This window comes from Leifsonella bigeumensis (assembly GCF_039537265.1).
Classification (GTDB): Bacteria; Actinomycetota; Actinomycetes; order Actinomycetales; family Microbacteriaceae; genus Terrimesophilobacter; species Terrimesophilobacter bigeumensis.
Window position 1 is genome coordinate 250,741 of the sequence record NZ_BAABAE010000002.1, and the last position, 23,982, is coordinate 274,722.

General features: G+C 67.0%; 26 protein-coding genes and 1 pseudogene. 19 read left to right on the top strand and 8 right to left on the bottom strand.

Annotated features, from left to right (window positions below):
- Positions 1-35: 35 nt before the first annotated feature.
- Entirely contained in the window at positions 36-728 is a 693-nt protein-coding gene (locus ABD678_RS04155; RefSeq protein ID WP_344753998.1) for a response regulator transcription factor, read from the bottom strand.
- Positions 729-802: 74 nt separating this feature from the next.
- Here ABD678_RS04155 and ABD678_RS04160 point away from each other — a divergent pair, with 74 nt between their 5' ends.
- Positions 803-976: a hypothetical protein gene (locus tag ABD678_RS04160; protein WP_344754000.1), complete on the top strand. Its 174-nt coding sequence runs from the start codon at positions 803-805 to the stop codon at positions 974-976.
- A 28-nt stretch (positions 977-1,004) separates the two neighbouring features.
- On the opposite strand, the gene ABD678_RS04165 is transcribed toward ABD678_RS04160, so the two are convergent.
- Complete coding sequence (locus ABD678_RS04165; RefSeq protein WP_344754002.1) at positions 1,005-1,673, bottom strand: helix-turn-helix transcriptional regulator; 669 nt, start codon at positions 1,671-1,673, stop codon at positions 1,005-1,007.
- Between the two features lie 90 nt (positions 1,674-1,763).
- Here ABD678_RS04165 and folE point away from each other — a divergent pair, with 90 nt between their 5' ends.
- From folE to ABD678_RS04185, 4 genes are all read left to right on the top strand, one after another.
- The gene (gene folE, locus ABD678_RS04170; protein WP_344754004.1) at positions 1,764-2,402 is read left to right on the top strand and encodes a GTP cyclohydrolase I FolE; all 639 of its coding nucleotides are present in this window, start codon (positions 1,764-1,766) and stop codon (positions 2,400-2,402) included.
- Between the two features lie 28 nt (positions 2,403-2,430).
- The gene (locus tag ABD678_RS04175; protein ID WP_344754006.1) at positions 2,431-3,660 is read left to right on the top strand and encodes an NAD(P)/FAD-dependent oxidoreductase; all 1,230 of its coding nucleotides are present in this window, start codon (positions 2,431-2,433) and stop codon (positions 3,658-3,660) included.
- Positions 3,661-3,726: 66 nt separating this feature from the next.
- Positions 3,727-4,533: a dihydropteroate synthase gene (folP, locus tag ABD678_RS04180; RefSeq protein ID WP_425561947.1), complete on the top strand. Its 807-nt coding sequence runs from the start codon at positions 3,727-3,729 to the stop codon at positions 4,531-4,533.
- Positions 4,530-5,282 (top strand): pyrimidine reductase family protein, encoded by a 753-nt coding sequence (locus ABD678_RS04185; protein WP_344754010.1) that lies wholly within the window; start codon positions 4,530-4,532, stop codon positions 5,280-5,282. The genes folP and ABD678_RS04185 overlap by 4 nt, the downstream gene beginning before the upstream one ends.
- A 28-nt stretch (positions 5,283-5,310) precedes the next feature.
- Here ABD678_RS04185 and ABD678_RS04190 read toward each other — a convergent pair whose 3' ends face one another.
- From ABD678_RS04190 to ABD678_RS04200, 3 genes are read right to left on the bottom strand one after another with little or no spacing between them, the layout of a single operon-like run.
- On the bottom strand, positions 5,311-6,954 hold the full coding sequence (locus ABD678_RS04190) for a DNA repair helicase XPB (protein WP_344754012.1): 1,644 nt from the start codon (positions 6,952-6,954) through the stop codon (positions 5,311-5,313).
- Between the two features lie 30 nt (positions 6,955-6,984).
- A complete protein-coding gene (locus ABD678_RS04195) occupies positions 6,985-8,817 on the bottom strand; it encodes a helicase-associated domain-containing protein (protein ID WP_344754014.1) in 1,833 nt (610 codons plus the stop codon).
- A 16-nt stretch (positions 8,818-8,833) separates the two neighbouring features.
- The gene (locus ABD678_RS04200) at positions 8,834-9,136 is read right to left on the bottom strand and encodes a hypothetical protein (protein WP_344754016.1); all 303 of its coding nucleotides are present in this window, start codon (positions 9,134-9,136) and stop codon (positions 8,834-8,836) included.
- A gap of 94 nt (positions 9,137-9,230) precedes the next feature.
- On the opposite strand from ABD678_RS04200, the gene ABD678_RS04205 reads away from it, so the two are divergent.
- Together ABD678_RS04205 and ABD678_RS04210 are read left to right on the top strand one after the other, a co-directional pair.
- On the top strand, positions 9,231-9,611 hold the full coding sequence (locus ABD678_RS04205) for a cold-shock protein (RefSeq protein WP_344754018.1): 381 nt from the start codon (positions 9,231-9,233) through the stop codon (positions 9,609-9,611).
- On the top strand, positions 9,604-10,254 hold the full coding sequence (locus ABD678_RS04210; RefSeq protein WP_344754020.1) for a DUF3027 domain-containing protein: 651 nt from the start codon (positions 9,604-9,606) through the stop codon (positions 10,252-10,254). Before ABD678_RS04205 ends, ABD678_RS04210 begins: the two co-directional genes overlap by 8 nt.
- Here the strand turns inward: ABD678_RS04210 and ABD678_RS04215 are convergent.
- Positions 10,195-10,350, bottom strand: a pseudogene (locus ABD678_RS04215) (DUF2530 domain-containing protein); the annotation flags it as partial. The gene ABD678_RS04210 and the pseudogene ABD678_RS04215 overlap by 60 nt on opposite strands.
- 3 nt (positions 10,351-10,353) lie before the next feature.
- On the bottom strand, positions 10,354-11,466 hold the full coding sequence (serC, locus tag ABD678_RS04220) for a phosphoserine transaminase (protein ID WP_344754022.1): 1,113 nt from the start codon (positions 11,464-11,466) through the stop codon (positions 10,354-10,356).
- A gap of 101 nt (positions 11,467-11,567) precedes the next feature.
- On the opposite strand from serC, the gene ABD678_RS04225 reads away from it, so the two are divergent.
- From ABD678_RS04225 to ABD678_RS04280, 12 genes are all read left to right on the top strand, one after another.
- Positions 11,568-12,278 (top strand): metal-dependent transcriptional regulator, encoded by a 711-nt coding sequence (locus ABD678_RS04225; protein WP_344754024.1) that lies wholly within the window; start codon positions 11,568-11,570, stop codon positions 12,276-12,278.
- 433 nt (positions 12,279-12,711) lie between these two features.
- Complete coding sequence (locus ABD678_RS04230) at positions 12,712-13,212, top strand: HNH endonuclease (RefSeq protein ID WP_344754026.1); 501 nt, start codon at positions 12,712-12,714, stop codon at positions 13,210-13,212.
- 206 nt (positions 13,213-13,418) lie between these two features.
- On the top strand, positions 13,419-14,183 hold the full coding sequence (locus tag ABD678_RS04235) for an enoyl-CoA hydratase/isomerase family protein (RefSeq protein ID WP_344754028.1): 765 nt from the start codon (positions 13,419-13,421) through the stop codon (positions 14,181-14,183).
- A gap of 45 nt (positions 14,184-14,228) precedes the next feature.
- Positions 14,229-15,524, top strand: coding sequence for a sugar ABC transporter substrate-binding protein (locus tag ABD678_RS04240; RefSeq protein ID WP_344754030.1), 1,296 nt, complete (start codon positions 14,229-14,231; stop codon positions 15,522-15,524).
- A 130-nt stretch (positions 15,525-15,654) separates the two neighbouring features.
- Positions 15,655-16,611 (top strand): carbohydrate ABC transporter permease, encoded by a 957-nt coding sequence (locus ABD678_RS04245; protein WP_344754032.1) that lies wholly within the window; start codon positions 15,655-15,657, stop codon positions 16,609-16,611.
- Positions 16,612-16,632: 21 nt separating this feature from the next.
- Positions 16,633-17,511, top strand: coding sequence for a carbohydrate ABC transporter permease (locus ABD678_RS04250; RefSeq protein ID WP_344754034.1), 879 nt, complete (start codon positions 16,633-16,635; stop codon positions 17,509-17,511).
- A gap of 5 nt (positions 17,512-17,516) precedes the next feature.
- A complete protein-coding gene (locus tag ABD678_RS04255) occupies positions 17,517-18,701 on the top strand; it encodes a CaiB/BaiF CoA transferase family protein (protein ID WP_344754036.1) in 1,185 nt (394 codons plus the stop codon).
- A gap of 35 nt (positions 18,702-18,736) precedes the next feature.
- A complete protein-coding gene (locus tag ABD678_RS04260; protein ID WP_344754038.1) occupies positions 18,737-19,891 on the top strand; it encodes a hypothetical protein in 1,155 nt (384 codons plus the stop codon).
- Positions 19,892-19,949: 58 nt separating this feature from the next.
- Complete coding sequence (locus ABD678_RS04265; RefSeq protein ID WP_344754040.1) at positions 19,950-20,585, top strand: bifunctional 4-hydroxy-2-oxoglutarate aldolase/2-dehydro-3-deoxy-phosphogluconate aldolase; 636 nt, start codon at positions 19,950-19,952, stop codon at positions 20,583-20,585.
- Complete coding sequence (locus ABD678_RS04270) at positions 20,578-21,501, top strand: 2-dehydro-3-deoxygalactonokinase (RefSeq protein WP_344754042.1); 924 nt, start codon at positions 20,578-20,580, stop codon at positions 21,499-21,501. Before ABD678_RS04265 ends, ABD678_RS04270 begins: the two co-directional genes overlap by 8 nt.
- A complete protein-coding gene (locus tag ABD678_RS04275; protein WP_344754044.1) occupies positions 21,502-22,293 on the top strand; it encodes an enoyl-CoA hydratase/isomerase family protein in 792 nt (263 codons plus the stop codon). It begins immediately after the preceding gene.
- The gene (locus tag ABD678_RS04280; RefSeq protein WP_344754046.1) at positions 22,293-23,234 is read left to right on the top strand and encodes a dihydrodipicolinate synthase family protein; all 942 of its coding nucleotides are present in this window, start codon (positions 22,293-22,295) and stop codon (positions 23,232-23,234) included. Before ABD678_RS04275 ends, ABD678_RS04280 begins: the two co-directional genes overlap by 1 nt.
- Here ABD678_RS04280 and ABD678_RS04285 read toward each other — a convergent pair.
- Positions 23,170-23,982 carry an IclR family transcriptional regulator gene (locus ABD678_RS04285; RefSeq protein WP_344754048.1) on the bottom strand — a complete coding sequence of 271 codons (813 nt, stop codon included), beginning with the start codon at positions 23,980-23,982 and terminating at the stop codon, positions 23,170-23,172. The genes ABD678_RS04280 and ABD678_RS04285 overlap by 65 nt on opposite strands.

Below are 23,982 nucleotides of genomic sequence, written 5' to 3' on the forward strand. Positions count from 1 at the left end.
TCGCCCGCACTCGCCCCGGAAACCTGCGCCGCAGGTCAGGCCTTCGCCGCTTTGAGCATGTACCCGAAGCCGCGCTTGGTCTGGATGACCGGCTCGTCGGAGTACTGGTCGAGCTTGCGGCGCAGGTAGGAGATGTAGGACTCGACGATGCCGGCATCCCCGTTGAAGTCGTACTCCCAGACGTGGTCGAGGATCTGCGCCTTGCTGAGCACCCGGTTCGGGTTGAGCATGAGGTAGCGCAGGAGCTTGAACTCGGTGGGGCTCAGCTCGACCTGGGTGTCGCCGATCGTGACCTCGTGGGTGTCCTGGTCCATGGTGAGGTCGCCGGTGCGGATGATGGCATCCTCCTCGTCCTGCATCGTGCGGCGCAGGATGGCCTTGATGCGCGCGACGATCTCGTCGAGGCTGAATGGCTTGGTGACGTAGTCGTCGCCGCCGACGGTGAGGCCGGTGATCTTGTCCTCGGTGTCGTCCTTCGCGGTGAGGAACAGGATGGGGGCGGTGTAGCCGGAGGCGCGGAGACGCTTCGTGACGCCGAAGCCGTTCATGTCCGGCAGCATGACGTCGAGGATGATGAGGTCGGGTTCCTCCTCGAGTACGGCGGAGATCGCCTGGGCGCCGTTGCCGACCGCGCGCACGGCGAAGCCGGCGAAACGCAGGCTCGTGGTCAGCAGGTCACGGATGTTGGGCTCATCGTCGACAATGAGAATCTTGGGTCCATCGCTCATATTGTCAGTATCTGCGCGTTTGCTGAGCGAATCCTGAACGTTGGTCGGGCCGGTTCGGGTGCAGACTGGATGGCATGGAAGCGCTGGACGGCACAGATGGCCGTGAGTCGATGCCCCCCGAGGGCTTCACCTCGGCCGGCGATCCGGTCTGCTGGCTCGAGCAGGTCTGCGACGAGTGCGGCGCCCTCATCGAGGCCGCTCTCCCCGCGACCTGCTGGCGCTGCGGGGCGACCCTCCTCCCTTCCTGAACGGAAACGAGCGGCGGCGGCGCGAGAATCAGTCAGCGCGAGCGACGACACGCACGCAGCAGTGTTCGCCGGTGGGCGGGACGAACTCGACGGTGCGCGCATCCTCTGAGGCGCCATCCGCAACCCCGCTGAGGAGCGAAACGTTGGCGTGGCAGATGACATCGGTATGGTTCGTCGCGAGCTTGTGGAACGGGCAGTTGGTGAGCACGAGCCCGCCCTCCCCGTCGTCCTGCGGCTCGTAGCCGCAGCTTTCGAGCGCGGCATCCAGCGTGCCGGCGGATGCCCCGAGCTCTCGGCCGGTCTTCTCGGCGATGGTGGCCAGGACCTCGCGCACCGCTTCCCCCGTCCGGTCGGCCTCTTCAACGGCGGCCGCCAGCAATTCTCCTGCGAGCTCATACCGGCGGGCCGGGATGGAGACCGAGATCTCCCCTCCGGTCCGCCGGTAGAGCTTCGACGGGCGACCGGACCCCGGACCGGTCTTCCCGCTCAGACGCCTGAAGTCTGCCTCCAGCACGCCTTCATCCACGAGTCGGTCGAGGTGGAACGCGGCGGTGCTGCGCGGCACCCCGAGTGCTCGCGCGGCATCCTCCCTACTGACGGCGTTCTCGCTCCGACTCACGAACTCGAACAGGGCGCGCCGTTGTGGATCGCTGATCGCAGCGACGGCGGAGATCTGTCCGGTTCTCGACTCGTTCATGCGGACAGTCTAACTCTAAAACGGTGAATCTTGACAAAAGAATTCTGAACCGCATAGAGTCAGGGAATGCAGGGAGAACAAGGAGGCGTCATGAGCCAGACCGCACTACCGGATGCGCTCGGCGCGGATGCTCAGCGCTCGCAGGTGGCGGTACCCCTCCACGCGATCGATCTCAACCAGCAGCAGCGCGATGCCGAGACCGCCGTCGCCGAACTGCTCACCGCCCTCGGGCGGGACGTGAAGAGCGAACACCTCTCCGAGACCCCGCGCCGGGTCGCCGCGAGCCTGCTCGAACTGCTCACCCCCCGCGACTTCGCGATGACGACTTTCCCGAACGACGAAGGCTACGAGGAGCTGGTCCTCGTTCGGGATATCCCCTTCCACTCGCTCTGCGAGCATCACCTGCTCCCGTTCCGCGGCGTCGCGCACGTCGGCTACGTGCCGGGGGAGAGGCTCGTCGGCCTCTCCAAGCTCGCGCGCGTCGTCGAGCAGTTCTCCCGCGACCTGCAGGTGCAGGAGCGCCTCACGAAGCAGATCGCCGGGTACCTTGACGAGCAGCTCGCCCCGCAGGGCGTCGGCGTCGTGCTCGAAGCCGAACACCTCTGCATGACGATGCGCGGCGCCCAGGCAGCCGGGTCGATGACGACGACCGCGGCCTTCACCGGGGTGCTGACGCGGGACAACGCGATGCGACGCCAATTCCGGCTCGCCGGCGACCTGACGGCCTGAACACGACATCCATCACTGAGAGAAGAACATGACCAGCACGAAGAACTTCATCATCATCGGGGGCGGCCTCGCCGGGGTTTCGGCCGCGGAGGAACTGCGCAAGCAGGGCTTCGACGGCACGATCCAGCTCATCGGCAAGGAGGCGCATGCGCCCTACATCCGGCCACCGCTGTCCAAGGGGTACCTGAACGGCTCCGAAGGGCTGGATGCCGTCTACGTCCACCCGGCCGAGTGGTACGCCGAGAACGATATCCAGCTCCTCACCGGCACGAAGGCGTTCGGGGTGAACGCCGCCACCCATGAGGTCACGGTTTCTGGGGGGAAACCGCTTCACTACGACAAGCTGCTGTTGGCGACCGGTTCGTCGCCCAGGCTGCTCACGATCGACGGCGCTGAGCTCGGTGGCGTCCACTACCTGCGTACGCTCGACGACTCCGTTGCCCTGCAGAAAGAATTCACCGGGGGCGGACGCACGCTCGTGCTCATCGGCTCCGGCTGGATCGGCATGGAGGTCGGGGCGACGGCGCGCACCCTCGGCAACGATGTGACGATCCTCGAGCGGGACCCGATCCCGCTCGCGAACGCGATCGGCGACGAGCTCGGGACCATGTTCGCCGAGGTCCACAAGGAGAAGGGCGTCGTGCTGCGCACCTCGGTCGTCGTCGACAAGATCGTCGGCAGCCACGGCAAGGTCGCCGGCGTGCAGCTGGACAGCGGCGAGGTCGTGCCGGCCGATATCGTGCTCATCGGCGTCGGTGCGGTGCCGAACGTGGCGCTCGCCGACGACGCGGGGATCATCACCGAGAACGGCATCGTCACCGACCAGGCGATGCAGACGAGCGACCCGGACATCTTCGCCGCGGGCGACGTGGCCAACGCCTTCCACCCGCTCGCCAACATGCGACTGCGCAGCGAGCACTGGGCGAACGCGCTCAACGAAGGCCCCGCCGCGGCGCGCGGCATGCTCGGCCAGAACGAGAGCTATGAGGAGATCCCGTACTTCTACACCGATCAGTTCGACATCGGCATGGAGTATTCCGGATACGGTCCGATGACCCGCGGTGCGAAGATCGTCTATCGCGGCAATCGCGAGGGACGCGAGTTCGTCGCCTTCTGGCTCAAAGACGGCCGGGTCGTCGCGGGCATGAACGTGAACGTCTGGGACGTCAACGAGCAGGTGCAGCGTCTCATCCGCGAGGGCAAGGTGGTCGACGAGTCGCGACTGGTCGATGAGTCGGTGCCCCTGGACGAGATCTAGCAGGGAATCCAGTTGCGGAGAACCATCGGCGGGCGCACCTTCGACTTCGATCGTGAGGTCGCGGTCATGGCGGTCATCAACCGCACGCCGGACTCCTTCTTCGACAAGGGTGCGACCTACGCGCTCGACAAGGCCGTCGAGGCCTCGCTGCGCGCCGTGAAGGATGGCGCCGACTGGCTCGACATCGGCGGCGTGCCCTTCGGACGTGGCCCCGTCGTGACCCTTGAGGAGGAACTCGATCGGATCGTCCCCGTCGTCTCGGCGATCGCCGCGAAGTCGGATGTCGTGATCTCGGTGGACACCTTCAACGCGAAGGTGGCCGCCGCGGCGATCGAGGCGGGAGCCTCGGTCATCAACGACACGAGCGGACTGTTCGACCCGGACATGGCATCCGCCGTCGCTGCCACGGACGCGACACTCGTGCTCACCCACAGCATGTCGCCGCCGCGCGCCGAGCCGCCCCGCCCGGAGTACGTCGACGTCGTGGACGAGGTCATCGCCTTCCTGCGCGACCGTATCGGCCGCGCCCAGGCCGCAGGCATCCCGGATGAACGCATCATCGTCGATCCGGGCCACGACCTCAACAAGAACACCTACCACTCGCTCGAGCTCACCCGGCGTCTGCACGAGATCGTCGCACTGGGCTACCCGACACTGGCTGCGGTCTCCAACAAGGACTTCGTGGGCGAGACGATCGACCGCAAGCAGGGGGAGCGGCTCGAGGGTTCGCTCGCCGCGGCGGTGTTCTGCGTCCTGGAGGGCGCGCGCATCATCCGGATGCACGACGTCCCGGCGACCGTCGCGGCCGTGCACATGGTCGAGGCGATCCTCGGTTGGCGCAAGCCGGCCTGGACGCTGCACAATATGGGATGAGCTCTTCCGAAGGTTCCGAGTCGATCCGCCGCCTGTGGCCGGATCCCTCCGGTGAGTTGACCGATGACGAGATCGTCGCATCGCTCCGGTCGGATGAGCCGGTGCTGAGGGTCAACTTCGTCTCGAGCGTGGATGGCGCCGTCACGCATGACGGGCGTTCGGGCGGTCTCTCCGGTGAGGCCGACAAACGCCACTTCGAACTGTTGCGTCGTGTGTGCGACGTGGTGCTCGTCGGCGCCGGGACGGTGCGTGACGAGGGCTACGGTCCGATGCGGGTGAGCGAGGAGTCGGCGCGCTGGAGGGTCGCGAACGGATTGCCGGAGCATCCGGTGTTCGCCATCGTGAGCGGGTCGCTCGCCCTCGACCCCGATTCGGACATCTTCACGGATGCGCCGGTGCGACCGATCGTCGTCACCTCGACACGGGCCCCGGCCGAGTTGGTGGCGCGCTTCGAGGCCGTAGCGGATGTCGTCGTCGGCGGCTCGAACTGGATCGACGTGCCGCACGCGGTCGCCACATTCCACGAGCGGGGACTGCGGAACGTGCTGTGCGAGGGGGGCCCGACGCTGTTCGGCTCCCTGCTCGCGGCGGATGCGGTGGACGAGCTCTTCCTCACCGTCTCGCCGACGCTCGAAGCGGGCGACGCCTGGCGCATCACGGCAGGCGAGCTCGCCGAACCGTACCGGCTCGCACTCGCGAGCGTGCTCGCATCCGGGAGCACCCTGCTCCTGCGATACGCGCGCGCCTGACGGCGGTCTCGCGGAAGGCAGGAGCGGGTCAGGCGGCCAGCAGCGCGTCGGCGTCGAGGATCGTGTAGCTGTAACCCTGCTCGGCGAGGAACCGCTGGCGGTTCTGGGCGAAATCCTGATCGACGGTGTCGCGCGCAACGAGCGTGTAGAAGTTCGCGGGCAGGCCGGACTCCTTCGGGCGCAGCAGGCGACCGAGGCGCTGGGCCTCCTCCTGGCGCGACCCGAACGACCCTGACACCTGGATGGCGACGGTCGCCTCCGGCAGGTCGACCGAGAAGTTCGCGACCTTCGACACCACGAGCACCTTCGTCACCCCGTCGCGGAACTCCTGGTACAGGCGCTCGCGCTCGTCCACCGGGGTGGCGCCGGTCAGCTTCGGGGCGTCCAGGGCATCCGCGAGCTGGTCGATCTGGTCGAGATACTGACCGATGACGAGGATGCGCTCACCCTCGTGCTGCTTCACGAGTCGCCGTACGACGCGCAGCTTCTCCGGCGCGGTCGCCGCGAGCCGGTACCGCTCGTCGTCGGCGCTCGCCGCGTACTCGAGGCGTTCCTGTTGCGGCAGGTCGATGCGCACCTCGAAACAGGATGCCGGGGAGATGAAGCCCTGCGCCTCGATCTCCTTCCAGGGGGCGTCGAACCGCTTCGGACCGATGAGGCTGAACACGTCGCCCTCGCGGCCGTCCTCGCGCACGAGCGTCGCGGTGAGGCCGAGCCGGCGGCGCGCCTGCAGTTCCGCGGTGAGTTTGAAGACGGGCGCGGGCAGCAGGTGCACCTCGTCGTAGATGACGAGACCCCAGTCCATGGCGTCGAGGAGCGAGAGGTGGGCGTACTCGCCCTTCCTCCTGGCGGTGAGGATCTGGTAGGTCGCGATCGTGACCGGCCGGATCTCCTTCACCTGACCCGAGTATTCGCCGATCTCCTCCTCGGTGAGACTCGTGCGACGCAACAGCTCGCTGCGCCACTGGCGCGCCGAGACGGTGTTGGTCACGAGCACGAGCGTCGTGGTCTTCGCCTCAGCCATGGCACCGGCCCCGACGAGCGTCTTTCCGGCTCCGCAGGGCAGCACGACGACCCCGGAGCCGCCGGCGAAGAAGCTGTCGATCGCCTGCGTCTGGTACGGACGCAGGTGCCAGTCGGCGGTGTCGAGGTCGATCTCGTGCGGGGTGCCGGGGGTGTAACCGGCGAGGTCTTCGGCGGGCCAGCCGAGCTTCATGAGCTCCTGCTTGAGCTGTCCGCGGGCCCAGGCCGCGACGCCGAAGCGGTCCGGGGCGAGCCGGCCGGTCAGCAGGGGGACCACGCGCTTGGCGCGGGCGATCTCGGCGAGCACCGCGGCATCCGTCGACCGAAGTTCGAGCTCGCCCGCCTCGGTGCGCTCGACCACGAGACGGCCGTAGCGGGCGACGCTCTCCCGGATGTCGATGGCCACCGATTGCGGGACGGGGAAGCGCGAGTACCGCTCGAGCACGGCGAGCATGCCCTGCGCATCGTGGCCCGCCGCACGGGCGTTCCAGAGGCCGAGCCGGGTGATCCGGTAGGTGTGGATGTGTTCGGGGGCGCGCTCGAGCTCGGCGAAGACGGCGAGGTCGTGGCGAGCGTCCTCGGCATCCGGGTGCGCGACCTCGAGCAGCACGGTGCGATCGCTCTGCACGATGAGGGGGCCGTCAGACATAACGTTCCAGTCTACGTCCCGCCGCCGTTGTCACGTCGGGGAGACGGCGGCGATGCTCGAGAGGGGGAGGGTGCGCTCGATCTCGGAGAGGGGGTCGCGTGCACGCAGGCGCCCGCCGGCGACGCTCGCCGGTTCGAGGCGGTAGTCGACGACCGTGTCGTTCGGCATCCGCACGCTCACCGTGACCGTCGCCTTCGACCGGATGGCCTCCTCGAGCTGCCGGTACAGCCAGGCCTGGCCGGGGTCGAGCGGGGCGCCGGCATCCGCGAGGCGAAGCCGTTCGACGAGCTGGCGCACCGGGTCGACGGGCGCCGGAGCGCTCACGCGGGCGGACACCGGCCGTCGCACCTGCACGATGCGGCCGCGCGAGTCCTCTGCGGCCACCGGATAGCGTGCGTCGACGAGAGCCCAGTACACCTGCGATCGGTCGCGGCGGCTGACGAGCCGGTGCGTGTCGTTCGCCGCGAGGGAGAGGGCTGCGAGGCTTCGGTCGACGCGCACGGCGCCGAGTAGCGCGGAGTCCTCCGACCGCACATAGCTGACCGCCTCCGGGTCGCCGGAGGGCAGCGCGCCCACACGCAGCAGCCCGTGCCTCGCGGCGGTCTCTCCGATGAGATACCCGAGCGGCTGCGGCACCCCGGTGAGCGACACCTCCTCGAGGAACTCGAGCAACGATCCGGCGGTCTCTCCGGCTGCGATGGCCCGCCCGAGGCTTGCCGCCGAGAAGCGGAACCGCGAGGCGATCGCGCGTCCATCGACCTCGGCCATCGAGCGCAGCCGGGCGTCGATCCCGGGCTCGAGCGGCCCCGGCGCGACCGCGGAGAGGTCATGCTGCAGGTACACCTTGTCGACCGGATCGGGAAGGCTCTTCGCGAGCAGTTCCTCCGCGCGGGCAGTCTCGCCCGAGAGCAGTGCGGCGCCAGGCGTGCTCACGACCTCGCCTGCGGTGATCCCGAGCCGTTCGGCTTCCTCGAGCCGTGCCGAGACCCGCCCGGCGAGCCACGCGCCGCCGGCCGGGTAGAGCCAGGCGAGCCAGTCGCGAAGGCCCTGCCCCCACAGGATGTCGGGATGCTCGGCGAGACGGGACCGGATGTCGCCGGGCAGTGAGATCGCCCAGGTCTCGGCGAGCGCGACCCAGCGGCGACTCGCGGAGAGGTTGAGCCACGGGGGGCTCCCTTCGGCGACGAGGAGGCGCGCACCCTCCCTGCGCACGAGGCCGGCCGACTCCGCCGCGGCGACGAGCGTGGCCACGGCCGGCTCCTCGATCGCCATCGCATGAGCTAGACGGCGAGTCTCCGGCTGCCCGAGCGCACCGCGGGCGAGCAGGCGGGCCGGTTCGCGCTCGAGTTCGAAGAGCAGCTCAGCGGTCGCGGTCATCGCCGCGAAGGCGTGTTCTGCGGCGAGGTGGTCGGTGCTGGCTCGATCGGGTGCCGCGACGGCCGGATGCTCCGGCGGCGGTGCGTCGTCGCGCGGGTCGGGGAGGCCGAGCGACGGCCAGCGCGCGAGTTGTCCGGCGACCTCGGCCCAGCCCGCGATGCCCCCGTCGTCGAAGTCCAGGAGCAACTGCTCGTGCAGGCGTTCGACGGCCGGTGCGTCGAGGCCGAGAGCGGCCTTCGCCTGGCTGCCGGACATCCGCCCCCCTCCGGATGCGGCCCGCTCGCCGAGCGCGGCCAGCCCGGCGATGGCGTGCCGGTCGAGGCGCGAGAGGCAGGCCTGGAGCGAGTCCGGTTCGAGCAGGGCGTCGGCGAGGTCGAAGAAGTCCCGGATGCCGGTCGTCGCCACCCCTCGCCCGGCAAGCGCCGCGACGAGCGCGTCGTCGCCCATGGCCCGCAACCGGGCGGCGAGGGCGAGGGTGCTCGTCATGGGCTCCGGTCGTGCGCTAGCGCGCGTTCGCTTTCGCCGCGCGGGATCGTCGCATCCCGTTGGAGACGAGCACGACGATGATGAGCACGAAGGCGAGCGGCAGACCGAGGTAGGGGACGAAGAACACGGCGGGCCAGATCCCGTGGCTGAACCCGTCGTTCGCCCCGACGCCGGCGGAGGTCGCGACGATGACGGCGACGAAGCAGATGAGCGCAAGCGCCACGATCGCGACGATCATGATGGCGAGGATCCGCTCGAGGCGGCTGATGCCGGAGGGAGTGCCGGGTGCTGCGGTGGGCGAAGCGGGGTTCTTGGTCACAGTCACAAGGATACGCACCGCCGGATTGCCCGTAGGCTTGAGACAGAAGATCGTCCGCGCTCGACTGCGCAGCGACCGAGAAAGAGGTAATGACATGCCCACCGGCAAGGTCAAGTTCTATGACGATGAGAAGGGCTTCGGCTTCATCAGTTCCGATGACGGCCAGGAGGTCTTCCTGCACGCCTCTGCGGTGCCCGCGGGAGTCACCATCAAGAGCGGCATGAAGCTCGAGTTCGGCATCGCCGACGGCAAGCGCGGGGCGCAGGCGCTCTCGGTGCGCGTGCTCGAGGCGCCGCCGAGCCTCGCCAAGATGAGCCGTAAGCCTGCGGATGACATGGCCGTCATCGTCGAGGACCTCGTGAAGGTGCTCGACAGCATCGGCTCGAACCTCAAGCGCGGGCGCTACCCGGAGTCCAGCCACTCCCGCAAGATCGCCGCCATGCTGCGCAAGGTCGCGGACGACCTGGATGCCTGAGTCGGCGGGGAAGGCCGGCGCCGCGCCCACAGCCGAAGACGTCGCACTCGCCCGCGAGGCGCTCCTCGACATCACGACGGCGTCGACGATCGGGGAGCCCGTAGGGTCGATGGTCGGCGAGGAGGGCGTGCTCACCCTCTACTTCGATACCACCATGGCCGGTTACCCCGGCTGGAGGTGGACGGTGAGCATCGCGCACGTCGACGGTGCGGATGCGTCGGTGCTCGAGACCGAGTTGACCCCCGGCGAGGGCGCGCTGCTGTCGCCGGACTGGGTGCCATGGTCGGAGCGGTTGGCCGACTACCAGGAGGCGCAGGCGGAGCTCGCAGCGCAGGCCGCCGAGGGTGACGACAGCGACGACGATGACGATGACGACATCGAGGATGACGACGACTTCGACGACGAGGACGTCCACGACGACGATGTGCTCATGCACAGCGGCGACCTCGACGGAGTCGACATCGACTCGCTCGACGAGTCGGAGGGTGGCACGGGTGCCGCGGACTCAGTTCTGCCGGCGGTGGGTGACGACGAGGCCGAGCAGGCCGAGGGCGAGTCCGACGACGCAGGTCCACAGCCACCAGTGAAGGCCCGCCGCAATCAGCGGTCCAAGAAACAGCAGCAGGGCGACGAGGGCGAGTAGCCACAGGGCGAGGCCGACGAGCATGGCCTTGCGGTCATCCGTCTTCACCGGTTCGGGGTCGGGACGACGCTCCGAGTCCTTGAGCCACAAACGCATGCGTTACAGGTTACCCACCACATACTCGACGCAGGCGACGAGGGCGCGCACGTCATCCGAGTCGATCGCGGTGAAGGTCGCGACGCGCAACTGGTTGCGTCCGAGCTTGCGGTAGGGCTCGGTGTCGACGATGCCGTTCGCCCGCAGCGCCTTCGCGACCGCGGCGGCATCGACCGTGTCGTCGAAGTCGATCGTGACGACCACCTGCGAGCGGTGGTCGGGGTTCGCGACGAAGGGATGCGCATAGTCGGTGCGCTCCGCCCACTCGTAGAGCAGACCTGAGGACTCGGCCGTGCGTGCGTCCGCCCAGGTGAGGCCGCCGTTGGCGTTGATCCAGTCGACCTGGTTCTCGAGCAGCAGGAGGGTGGAGATCGCCGGGGTGTTGAGGGTCTGGTCGAGCCGCGAGTTGTCGATCGCGTTCTTGATGCTCAGGAACTCGGGGATGTACCGCCCACTCGCGGCCACCCGCTCGACGCGTTCGATCGCGGCGGGGGAGAAGAGGGCGAACCACAGGCCGCCGTCGGAGGCGAAGTTCTTCTGCGGCGCGAAATAGTAGACGTCGGTCTGGCCGGCGTCGAAGTCGATGCCGCCCGCCGCGCTCGTCGCGTCGACGACGGTGAGGGCGCCGGCATCGCCGACGACTCGCGTGACCGGGGCCATGACTCCGGTGGAGGTCTCGTTGTGAGGCCACGCATACACGTCGATGCCGGATGCCGGGGCGGGTTCGCTGCGGCTTCCCGGCTCGGCGCTGCGGACATCCGGGGCCTGGAGCCATGGCGCGCCGGCGGCTGCGGCGAACTTGCCGCCGAACTCGCCGAACACGAGGTTCTGGCTGCGGTTCTCGATGAGGGAGAAGGCGGCGGCATCCCAGAACGCGGTCGATCCGCCATTGCCGAGCACGACCTCGTAGCCGTCGGGCAGGCGGAACAACTCGGCGAGGCCCGTGCGCACCCGGCCGACGAGGTTCTTCACCGGCGCCTGGCGGTGGGAGGTGCCGAGGAGGGCAGCGCCCGCGCCGGCGAGGTAGGCCACCTGCTCCGCACGCACTTTGGATGGGCCGCAGCCGAATCGACCGTCGGCAGGCAGCAGGTTGGTGGGGATCGTCAGCTCCGGCATGGTGCAATCCTAAGGCGGGGGTCGGGGCCGACAGCCGCCGGAACGCACAGCGGCGACAGGTTAGGCTTGCCTATGACGTTATGTTGCGGAAGGAGGCTCGCATGGCCGATCTGATCGACACGACCGAGATGTACCTCCGCACGATCTACGAGCTCGAGGAGGAGAACATCATTCCCCTGCGCGCCCGCATCAGCGAGCGCCTCGGGCATTCCGGCCCGACCGTGTCGCAGACGGTCGGCCGGATGGAGCGCGATGGTCTCGTCGTCGTCGAGGACGACCGCCACCTGAGGCTCACCCCGCAGGGCCGCAGCAAAGCGGTCAACGTCATGCGCAAGCACCGGCTCGCGGAGCGGCTGCTCTCGGACGTCATCGGCCTCGATTGGGCCCTCGTGCACGATGAGGCATGCCGCTGGGAGCATGTCATGAGCGAGCAGGTCGAGAGGCGCCTCGTGGAGCTGCTCGAGCATCCGACCCATTCGCCCTACGGCAACCCGATTCCGGGTCTCGAGGGCCTCGGCGACTCGGCGCCGTCGAACAAGTTCGCGGATGGCGTCGTCAATCTCGTGAACCTCGTGCTCGGCGCGGTCGGCCCGGTGAAGGGCACGATCCGTCGGCTGGGGGAGCCGGTGCAGTACGAGCCGGAACTGCTGGAGCAGTTGAGGGATGCCGGGATCGTCCCCGGCGCGAAAGCGAGTTTCGAGTCGGTGGGCGGCTACGTGGTCGCGAAGGCGGAGGGCGACGGCGAGGCCGTCGAGCTGCCGACCGAGGTCGCACAGCACATCTACGTGGGGACCGCCCGGTTCACTGGTTGATCGCACGGTCTCCACAGGCTCGACCTGAGATGGGCGTGCGGTCTCGACAGGCTCGACCTGAGACAAGGGGCACGGTCTCGGCAGGCTCGACCTGAGACACGGGGGCACGGTCTTCTCCGGTCGAGCTTGTCGAGACCCCGGCGCGCCTGCGCAGCACCGATCCCGCGTTCTGGGTTACTCTGAAACGTCCTTGCAGTTCCGCAGAGAAGCTCGGGAGAGCCTGATGACCAGCGGTCGCACCGTCCAAACCGTGGATGAGCGCGCCCTCTTCTTCATACGGCTGAGCAGCGGGTACGCCTGTCAGCGCACCCTGAACGCCTGAGCACTGCCGCGTTTTGCGGTGGTGCTTTTTTGTTCCGCTCACTCCCTCTCGTAGGTCTGCAGGGTGGGTCGAATTCCTGGAAGCCGTCCAGGACCCTTCGAAAGGATGAACATGCGTACCCTGGTCCTCAATGCGGGCTTCGAGCCCCTCGCCGTCGTGTCGTTCAAGCGAGCCGTCGTGCTGGTGATGAACGAGAAGGCGACGATCCTCTCGGCGGATGACGAGCACCCGGTGTTCACGGCGTTCGGCGCCTACGACCGGCCGTCGGTCATCCTGCTGACCAGGTATGTGCGGATTCCGACCGGACGTGCTGTTCCGGTGAGCCGCCGCGGCGTGCTGCGGCGCGACAACCAGCGCTGCGGCTACTGCGGAGGGTCGGCGACGACGATCGACCACGTGCTGCCGCGTTCGCGTGGGGGCAAGGACTCGTGGGAGAACCTGGTCGCCTGCTGCCTGCGCTGCAACAACGAGAAGGGCGACCGCACGCCGTCGGAGATGCGCTGGACCCTGCGCTTCCGTCCCCAGCCGCCGCATGGCACCGCCTGGCTCGTGCGCGGCATCGAGCGCGCTCTGCCCGAGTGGGACGAGTTCCTGGCGCCCGTCGCCGCGTAGCTTCTGCTGGTCGGGTAGCGCGCCTTCGGCGCGCGCATCGAAACCCCGGTTGATCGCATGCCAGGGTGCCCGATTCCCCGACCGCAGGTCACCCTGCCCTGGATCGGCCATTGACAAAGTGAGATCGTCGCCGCTATCGTCACCATCAAGGCGTTCATAGAGTGAATTAGTAGTTCATTAGATGGACACAATGTAGAGGATCAACGATGACTCAGGCACCCTTGGTAGCCCTCACCCGATCGGCGGGTGTCGCTACCATCCGGCTCAATCGCGCGACCAAGCGCAATGCGCTCAGCACGGCGCTACTCACCGAACTCCTCGAAACACTCACAGCAGTAGCGGCAGACTTCCCCGCCACGCGCTCCGCCGTGATCCTCGGAGACGGCCCGGCCTTCTGCGCCGGAGCCGACATCAAGGAATTCGAGAAGTGGGATGCCGCATCCCTTCACCGCTTCCTCGAGCTGGGAAGCGAAGCCTTTTCTCTCGTCAGCAGCATGCCGCAGGTCATCATTGCCGGCGTGCAGGGCTTCGCGCTCGGTGGGGGGCTCGAGCTCGCCCTCGCGAGCGACATCCGCTTCGCCGATACGACTGCGCGCTTCGGACTTCCTGAGATCACGATCGGCGGGGTACCCGGTTGGGGCGGAACCGTTCGGCTCCAGGAGATCATCGGTCGCGGGAGGGCGACCTACTTGACGTTGACAGGCGAGCAGATCGACGCCGACGAAGCGAAGGTCCTCGGCCTCGTCCAGGATGTCGTGGCGCCAGGTGACCTCGAAGGCTGCTGCCACGCGCTCGCCGAGCGTCTCGCCGGGATGAGTCCGACCGCACTGCGTCTGGCGAAGCACGCCGTCGCGATGGGGTCGCCGTTCAACGTTGTCGGCCAGGCCGACGTCGAGCAGTACGCGAACCTGGCCTGCATGCTCAGCGACGAGCGCAAGAGCTCCGTCGAATCGTTCACCGGCCGCACCTAGGCAAGTGATTACCAGATAACAATCCCGATGAAGTGAGGAGACAGAATGATGAACAAGAGAAAGAAGCGGTTCTACCAGTACAGCGCGCTCGGTTCCGTCGTCGCTGTCGCATTGGCCCTGACCGGGTGCAGTGCGGATACCGGCGGCGGAGATGGGCCTGGGGACGAAGCGGTCGAGGTCCTGCTGTTCGCGGGGCCATATGCCACTGTCGCACAGCAGATGCTTCCCGAGTTCGAGAAGGAATCCGGCATCAAGGTGGATCTCACGGTCCTCGGTGGTGAGGTGATCAACCAGAAGACCTCGACAGAGCTCCTCGGCGGAGGAACCTCCTTCGACGTCATGAGCATCCGCGGCGACTCCATGCCGTTCTACGGCAGCAGCAGCGTGCTCGCCGACCTCTCCGACTTCCTCGAGGACAGCGAACTCACGCCTCCCGAGTACGAGCTGAGCGATATCACCCCCATGGTGATGAACTACTACAACTGGAAGGGCGCACAGGTCGGGATGCCGTGGATCGCCGACGCCTACATCACCTACTACCGCACCGATCTCGTGGAGCAGGCAGGCCTGTCCGGCCCGCCCACCTCGGCTGAGGAGTATGCGGAGTACGCCAAGAAGCTCACCAATGCCCCCGAGGTATATGGAACCGGGCTCACGATGCAGCGCAGCCACAACCTCTCGAGCGAGTACTACCAATGGCTGAGCATCTTCGGTGGCGCCGTCGTGGACGGTGACGGCAACTCCGTAGTCGACAGTCCCGAGGCCAGGGAGTCGCTCAAGCACTACGTAGCGCTCAAGGACAGCGCTCCGCCGGACGTTACCAACTGGGCCTTCGAGCGCCTGACCACAGGCCTGTCGCAGGGTGAGGTGGCGATGGCTCTTCAGTGGGCCTCGGTCGCCTCGGTCATGGAAGACGAGTCCCAGTCGAAGGTCGCAGGCAAGATGGGCTACGCGCCGACCCCGAGCTCGCCGAACGCCGCATCGGTCGTGGGTGGCTGGGGTCTGTCGATCCCGGCCGCATCGAAGAACCAGGAGAACGCGTTCAAGTTCATCGCCTGGATGACCGGGCCAGAGATGACTCGCGAGATCGCCGTCCTGGGTGGTGGTCCTGCACGCATGTCCCTTCTCAATGACAAGGAGATGAACGAGCAGTTCCCGTGGTTCAAGGCGCAGGGCCAGAGCCTCGAGAATGCCGTGGCGCGCCCGAGAACTCCCGGCTGGCCCGAGATCGACGACTTCATGTCGACCGAGCTGTCTCAGGTGGTCACCGGCTCACTTGCCCAAGAAGAGGCCATCGCCCGGATCGCCGAGAAGGTCGAGGAGATTGTCACGAGAAAGTGACGGGAGTGGAGGGTGCGTTTGACGATCGAAGGAACGGAGGTGTTCGGATGCTGAAGGCAGAACTGGCGAGTGCACGCCACTCCCCCGAGGTGCACGATGCGCCGAAGCTCCAGAGGGATTGGATCTCACGATGACGCAGACGCACTCTCCGCTTCCGAAGCCGGCACTGCCCGGCAGGGGACAGATCTCCCCTGCCGGGCGGGGCCTGCGGCGCAGGAAGGCACTGAGGAGATTCAATCCTTACTTCTACATCCTGCCGGGCATCGCTTACATCGTCATCACGACGATCGTGCCTCTCGTCTACTCGCTGCGCACGAGTTTCAGTGAGGAGAGGGGCGGGTCTATCGGGAACCCGACCTTCATCGGGCTGGAGAACTACTTCAGGATCTTCCAGGACGGGTCGTTCTGGCACTCCGTGCAGGTCACACTCGTCTACACCGGAGCCACGGTCATCCTCGAGATGATCATCGGCACCGCCCTGGCGCTCGTGCTCGTCAGGCTGCGTCGCGGACGCAAGCTCAGCCGCGTGCTCTTCGTCATCCCGTTCAGCCTGCCGCCGGTCGTCGTCGGACTCATGTACTTGCTGATCCTCGACAGGGGCAACGGCATCCTCAACTACTTGCTCAGCCTTCTCGGCGTCGAAGCCGTCTCGTGGCTGGGCGACCCGTCCGTAGCCCTGTGGGCGATCATCAGCGTCGACATCTGGCAGTGGACTCCGTTCGTGATCATTTCGGCCCTTGCCGCGCTCGAGTCCATGCCGGGTGATGTCCTCGAGGCCGGCATCGTCGATGGCGCGAACCCGCGCCAGTTGTTGCGCTGGATCATCCTTCCCCTCATCAAGCCGGTGCTGCTCGTGGTCGCCCTCACGAGGGCGCTCACCTCCCTCAAGGTGTTCGACATCGTGTTCGTGCTCACGAGCGGCGGGCCAGGAAGGGCGACGGAGACGTTGAGTTACAACATCTACATCGACGCGTTCCAGCGGTTCGACTTCGGGCACAGCGCCGCCCTGTCCTGGATCCTCATCCTGCTCGCCATGCTCCTGTCCATCCCGCTCGTTCGGGCCATGCTTCGTTCGGATGTCGCATGAATCAGCCGAAAGGACTCGATGATGACGCTCAGCACTGAGGTCACGAACGGGAAGAAGCGGCGCCTCGCCGGCCCCATCACGATCGTCGTCGTGCTGTTCTTCATGGCGCCCATCCTGTGGTTCGCCTCCACATCCCTCAAGCAGAGTGGACTGACATTCCAGATTCCACCGGCCTGGTTCTTCGAACCGACACTCGAACACTACGGAAACGTCGTCGGCGTCTCCAAGCCGCTCGAGACCCTGTGGCAGGCCGGCCAGATTCCGAACTTCATGGGTGCGCTGTTCAACAGCCTCATCATCGCTGTCGGGTCCACCCTGCTGTCGACATTCCTCGGCACGGTGGCCGCATTCGGATTCGCACGTTTCAAGATCCGCTGGGAGAACGCATTCCTGCTCGGATACCTTCTGATCCGGATGGTCCCGGCTGTCTCGCTCGTCCTGCCGCTGTACCAGTTGTTCCGGATCTTCGGGCTCAACGACACGTACGTCGGCATGATCATCGCCGAGAGCACATTCCAGGTTCCTTTCGTCGTATGGATGATGACCGGGTTCATCCGCCAGGTTCCCGCTGAGCTCGAGGAGAGCGCGATGGTCGACGGCCTGAGCCGTCCGCGTGCCATGCTGCGGATCACCGTCCCTCTCATTACGCCGGGCCTTTTCGCAACCGTCATCTTCAACTTCGTGCAGGCCTGGAACGACTTCCTGTATCCGCTCGTTCTCACGTCGCAGAATACCCAGACACTGCCCGTCGCGATCATCGGCTTCATCGCCGACGGCAATATCTTCTGGGGGGAGATGGCCGCCGCTGGGATGCTCGTGCTCCTCCCGGTCATCCTCTTCTCGATGCTGGCGCAGCGCTACATCGTCGCCGGGGCAACGGCAGGAGCAGTGAAAGGCTGATGACAGTGCAGGATTCGACAACCGGCGTGAGGCCGCTCAGCGGGCTCAAAGTGCTCGACCTGAGCCAGATCCTGGCTGGCCCGTATTGTACGCGCCTTCTCGCCGACGCCGGTGCCGAGGTGACCAAGATCGAGCCGCCGACCGGCGATCCCTCGCGAAACCTTCCCGCCATGATCGGCGAGAATCACAGTGGCTATTTTCTCTGGCTGAACGCGGGGAAGCGCAGTGTCGTGGCCGACCTTCGCAGTCAGGAAGGTCGCAACCTCATCCTCGCTCTTGCAGCGGAGGCGGACGTCCTGGTCGAGAACATGCGGCCTGGCTCGCTCAACGACAAGGGCCTCGGATATGAGCAGCTCCGGCTCGTCAACCCCGGGCTCGTCATGTGCTCGATCTCGGCGTTCGGGGGCACGGGGGCCTTTGCAGGCCGTGCTGGACAGGGCATCGTCGCCGAAGGCTGGGCCGGCGTGATCGACATGAACGGCTACCCGGGCCAGACCCCGCTTCCGCTCGGCGTCGCGCTCGCCGACGTCTCGGCAGGTATCCACGCGTATGGCGCGATCCTGACTGCGCTCTACCGGCGCGACCATGTCGATGGCATCGGCGAGTACATCGACATCTCCCTCTTCGACGCGAGCCTGCCGTTCCATGAGACGGCGATCGAGGAGGTCGAGTTCGGCGACGCCGAGCCGACACGCAATGGCTCGGAGCACCGGGCCGTGGTTCCCTACGGCGTGTACGAGGCGCCGGACGCGCCCCTCGTGATCGCGGCAGGGACCGAGCGCCTCTGGAAGCGTCTCGACGAGGTGCTCGGCGAGAGGCTCGGGCCGGCGGACGTCGACCTGTCGACCAACGAGCTGCGCCTTCGACACCGTCAGATCGTGAAGGATCGCATCGAGAAGTGGGCCGGGCTCCAGGGCTCGCGCGACCGGGCTCTCGAGCAGCTCACGCGTGCAGGGATCCCGTGCGGGCCCGTCGTGGCGGTCAAGGATGTCGCCAGGGGCGAACTGGCAACCTCACGAGGCACCTTCGCCACGATCCCGGATGCCGTGCTCGGTCAGGTCTCGGTGCTCGGCACGCCTTACAAGACCACCAATTCTCTCATCGGCCCGACGGGTCCCGCCCCCGCGCTGGGGGAGCACACCGAACAGGTCGTCGCCGCCGTCCTCGACAGAGGCAGCAGGCGCGAGTGACCAGCACCCACGACCCCGACAAAGATAGGAAACCCATGGACACCCTTGAAGCAGCCTGGAACGAGATAGCTCTCGAGGCTGACATTCTGCGTCGAATGCCCGCCTTCCCGATCTGGACGGACGGAGACTCCTGGATCACCGCGGAGTTCGACCAGGATGAGCGTGGTGTCCTTCCACACCACGGTTCGTGGATGGTCGGCGATCTTCCTGCGATTCTCTGGTTCCTTGCATCGGGTGAGGACGACCCGGAGAAGCGCACGGAACGACATGACCTCGCCCTGACCTGGAGTACGAGGCTCGCCAACCGCACCGCGACGAGGAGTTTCGCCTCCGTGAGCCACATGTTCTTCCGGGGAACCCTCGTCGGCATGGCGATCGCGGGGGAGAAGAACCTTGAGCCGCTCGCGCTGGCCGCCGCGAAGACGATCTCGGATCGCTTTCTCGAGATCGGGTACATGAAGTCGTTCGGCCCCCCCGAGGACCACGAGTACCCGTTCACGACTGTCGACGACGTCATCAACCTCACGGTGCCGCTCTGGTATGCCCGCGAGAAGGGTGACGAGGAACTCGCGGCCGCTGCGATCGCCGCCATCCACGTCATCGCCGACGGACTCATCCGGCCCGATGGCTCTACGGGCCAGGTGCTCCTCTTCGACAAGGATCGAAAGCCGACCCGGGTCGACACCTATCAGGGCTACTCACCGGATGGCTGCTGGTCACGCGGGCAGGCGTGGGGTATCTACGGCTTCGCAACGGTGTATCGGCAGACCGGCGAAGCCCGATTCCTCGACATCGCCCAGTCGATGGCGGACTACTGGATGGACCGGGTGCAGGACGACCCCTCTCCGATCTGGGACTTCGACCTGCCCGAATCGGAGCCGAAGGTGCGTGACAGCTTTGCGGCGGGTCTCGCCTACGCGGGACTGCTCGAGCTGGCGGAGGCGAGCGACGGCGTGCGCCGGGCGGAGCTGCGTTCCTACGCAAAGCACATGGTGGAGGCTCTCGCGATCAAGCACGTGATCGGCAAGCCGCGAGGTCACGGGATCGTGGCGGGTGCCGCCCTGGACGTACCGCACAACCACGGCATCGACTCGTCCGTGATCGTCGGTGACAGCTACTTCACCGAGGCGGTCTGGCGTCTCACCGCCAGCGAGCGACGGTCGATCACACCCAGAATGGTTCCAGCGTGAAGCCGTCGGCGCGACCGTCACGACCTGGTTCACTGGAACGCTTGAGAGGGGTGCCGCAATGACAGAGCAAGGGACCTTGGAGGCCATCACCTCATCACGGGTCGTCGCTATAGTACGAGAAGGATCCGCCGACGCCGCGAAGCGGGAGGTGGAGAGACTGGTCGAGGCGGGCATCCGGGTCGTGGAGGTCTCGCTGTCCACGCCGGGCGCACTCGAGGTCGCGAGGTGGATGGCGGACGAGATGGATGCCGAGGGCCTCCACTTCGGTGTCGGCACGGTTCTCGCGGCACACGATGTCGAAGAGGCCGCGGCGACAGGGGCATCCTTCATCGTGAGCCCGATCAGCCGGGCCGGTCTCATCTCGACGTGCAAGGAGCTCGGGCTCGTGAGCATCGTCGGCGCGATGACCCCGACCGAGTGCGTCGTCGCTTCCGACGGCGGGGCGGACCTGCTCAAGCTCTTTCCGGCCAACATGTGGACGCTCGACGCTCTCAAGGGCCTTCTGCAGGCACTCCCTGAGCTGAGGCTCGTCCCGACCGGCGGCATCACGCTGTCGAGCGCCAAGACGTGGCTGGATGCCGGAGCGGTCGCGGTGGGGATGGGGAGCGCGTTGAGGACCACGGGCTCGGTCAGGCCCCTTCAGGCGGCTCTGGAGGCCCTCGCCCTTGTCGGCTCGGCGGGACTCGATGACTGATCCCGCATTGCTCGGTGTGGACTGGGGGAGCAGCCGTCTGCGCGGATACGTCGTGGCAGCCGACGGCCGGATCCTCGAGGCCGCGGAAAGCGATACCGGGGTGTTGACGGCGGAAAGGAGCGACCTGGCCGATGCGCTCGTGGCGCTGCTGGGCGGCTGGCGCGCGCGATGGCCGGACGTTCCCATCGTTGCCTCCGGCATGGTCGGAAGCCGCACGGGTCTCAGGGAGGTCCCGTATGTCAGCACGCCGGCGGGGGTTTCGGAGGTGCGTAGCGGAATGCAGGTCGTCGCCATCGGCGGAATGCGGGTCGCCATCGTACCGGGGCTGGTCCACCGGACTGGGGGCAGCGTGGACGTCATTCGCGGTGAGGAGACCATCCTGCTCGGCTGTCCGGTGGACGTCGCGACGGGGGTCGCAGCGATCGTCTTACCGGGTACGCATAGCAAGTGGGCGCAGATCGACGAGAGCGTCATCACGGATTTCTGCACCTTCGCAACGGGAGAGTTCTTCGACTCCATGCTCCACTCGGGCTCCTTGCGGGACCTCCTCGAGGCCGAGCCCGACCACGATCCCGGAGCTTTCCGTGAGAGCGTTTTCCGCGGCCTCGAGTCGCAGGGTCTGCTGCACGACTACTTCGGAGTTCGAGCCCAGGTCGTGACCGGCGCCACCGCTGCGTGGGGCATCCCCTCGCGCCTTTCGGGCCTGCTCATCGGTTACGAACTCGCCGAGGCGCTTCGCCGAGGTCTCGTCGCACCGAAGGGATCGGTCGCCGTCGTCGGCGATGGCGCCCTCGCCGACCGATACCGGGAGGCGATCGAGATCGCCGGCCTGACCGCGACCGTCGCTCCGGCCGTTCCGTGTCTTGCGCGCGGTTGGCTGCTCCTCGCCGGAGCCTCGCAACCAAAGGCGTCCTGAATGTCGAACGATGTCGAGACCCCGGTGCTGCTGAACCTGAGTGGCCACGTGCTCACCGTCACGATCAACCGGCCGGCGGCGAGGAACGCCCTTCGCGTCGCGGACAAGCGACGGATCGCGGACATCCTCGACGAGGCGGCTGCGGGAGACGCGAGGTGCGTGGTGCTCACGGGGGCAGGCGACCAGGCGTTCTGCGCGGGTTCGGACCTCAAGGAGATGTCGAAGATGGACACAGCGGGCTTCCTCGCTATGGAGCGGGTCGAGGCGCAGATGTACGACGCCATCATGCGCAACCCCCTGCCGGTGATCGCGGCGGTTCACGGCTGGGCCCTCGGCACCGGATGCGTGCTGGCGGCGGCATCCGACCTCGTCGTGGCCGACCCCGGTGCGAATTTCGGGCAACCGGAGATCCTCAATGGCGCTCCGACGCCGATCCACGGTGCTCTGCTACCGCGCATCGTAGGGTTGAACCGGGCCAGGTGGCTTGTGCTGACCGGGCGGACGATCACGGCTGCCACGGCACTGGACTGGGGGTTGGTGTCCGAGGTCTCGCCGCCTGGAGCCGCGCTGGACGTGGCGCAGACCTTGGCGGCGAGTCTCGTCGAGGATGTGCATCCCGGCTCGATGGCCCTGCAGAAGCAGATCGTCGACGGTTGGGTGCGGCACTCCTTCGGCGCTGCGGTCGACGGCAGCATGTTCATCGCCGCGACGGCGTACGGTTCCGGATGGCCGCAGTCGGCTGCGGCGCGGATGCGGGGAAGAAGACTGCGTCGGACCGGCGAGGCGGGCTGATGCGGGCCATCTCGGGCGTATGCCCGGTTCTCGAGACACCGTTCCACGAGGATGGGTCGGTCGACGATGAGGGATTCGTCCGGATCGTCGACCACATGGTGGCTGCGGGTGTCCGGAATGTCATGTTTCCGGGGTTCGCCTCGGAGTTCCACAAGCTGAGTGACTCAGAACGCAGCCGCTTGACGACGATCCTCCTCAAACGAACCGCCGACGTGAAAGGCTTCGTCGCCGTCATCTCGATCCCGGATCATGCGACGACACTCGCGGTTGCGCGTGCGAAGGAGGCGGTCGCATCCGGAGCCCGGGCGCTCAACGTCCTCCCTCCTCACTTTCTCGGCCCTTCGCGCGGTGCCGTCCGTGAGCACCTGCTCGCGGTGCTCCGGGCTGTTGCCCCGACGCCCGTGGTGCTGCAGTACGCCCCGAGTCAGACCGGCACCGCGCTCGATGCCGACACGATTGCGGAGATTGCCCGTCTCGCGCCGAATCTGGTGCAGGTCAAGGTCGAATCGACTCCTCCTGGCGCCCTGATCACGGCCTTGTCCGCCACCGTTCCGCCCCTGGAGTCGCTCGTCGGATCTGCGGGGGTTCAGTTGCCGGATGCGCTGCGCCGCGGCGCGGTGGGCGTCGAACCCGGATGCTCGTTCGTCGAACTCTACCTCGAGGTCTGGCGATTGTGGCAGGACGGCCAGCAGGATGACGCCACTTGCCTGCACCAGAGGATGCTGCCGTATCTCTCCTACTGGATGCAGAGCAGCGAGCTCATCATCGCGGCGGAGAAGGAGATCTCGAGGAAGAGGGGGATCATCGACTCGAGTCACTGCCGTGCACCCGCCCACGAGCTCGACCCCGAGGAACGGGCCATGATCGATCGGTTCCTCAGCGAGTTCGCTGAGTTCCTGAGTATCCCAGCGCCTGTGAGATCGCCCCGGCGACACGAGTGATCTCGTCGGCCATGTCGCTGCCGATGAGCGGCCGCGGCATGCTCTCGCGGAGGCCCGTCGCGCTGATGGCGGCGACGACCTCACCCGAGAAGTCGCGCAGGGGGGCTGCGATGCAGGCGACCTCGGGCTGCCGTTCGCCGTCCTCGATGCCGTAGCCCCTGCTCCGGATGTCGTAGAGCGCTTCGAGTAGACTCCCGACATCCGAGATCGTGTTGGGCGTCAGCTTCTCAAGACCCTCCTGGGTCGCCCATTTCGCGACATCCTCGAGGTTGCGGTGGGCGAGGAGGACCTTCCCGAGCCCCGTGCAGTGCGCGGGGAGGATGGCGCCCGCGCGCGCCTGCAGCAGCTTCGGCGAGTTCGGGCTGAGAACCCGCTCGAGGTACACGACCTGCCACTGCGCGAGTTTCGCCACCTGAACGTTGAGCTGGAGACTGTCCCGGAGTTCGACCAGGTAGGGAAGGCTGACGGTCCGGACTTCGAGCGATGCGCCAGCGGCGGCGCCGAGTTGGAAGCCCTTGAAGCCGACCTTGTAGTAGTTGTTCTCGCGCTCGAGCCAGTTCGAGGCCTGCAGCGTTCGAACGAGTCGGTGGGCTGTCGGGCGCGGGAGGCCGACGCTCGCTGCGATCTCGGTGAGCGTGAGGGGGTTGGGGCTCGCGGCGACGGTGTCGAGAATGTCGAGCGTTCTCGCGGCCGCTACGACGAGGTAGCGGTCCTTGCCCGGTTCGGTCTCTTCGTCGGCGGTGTCCAC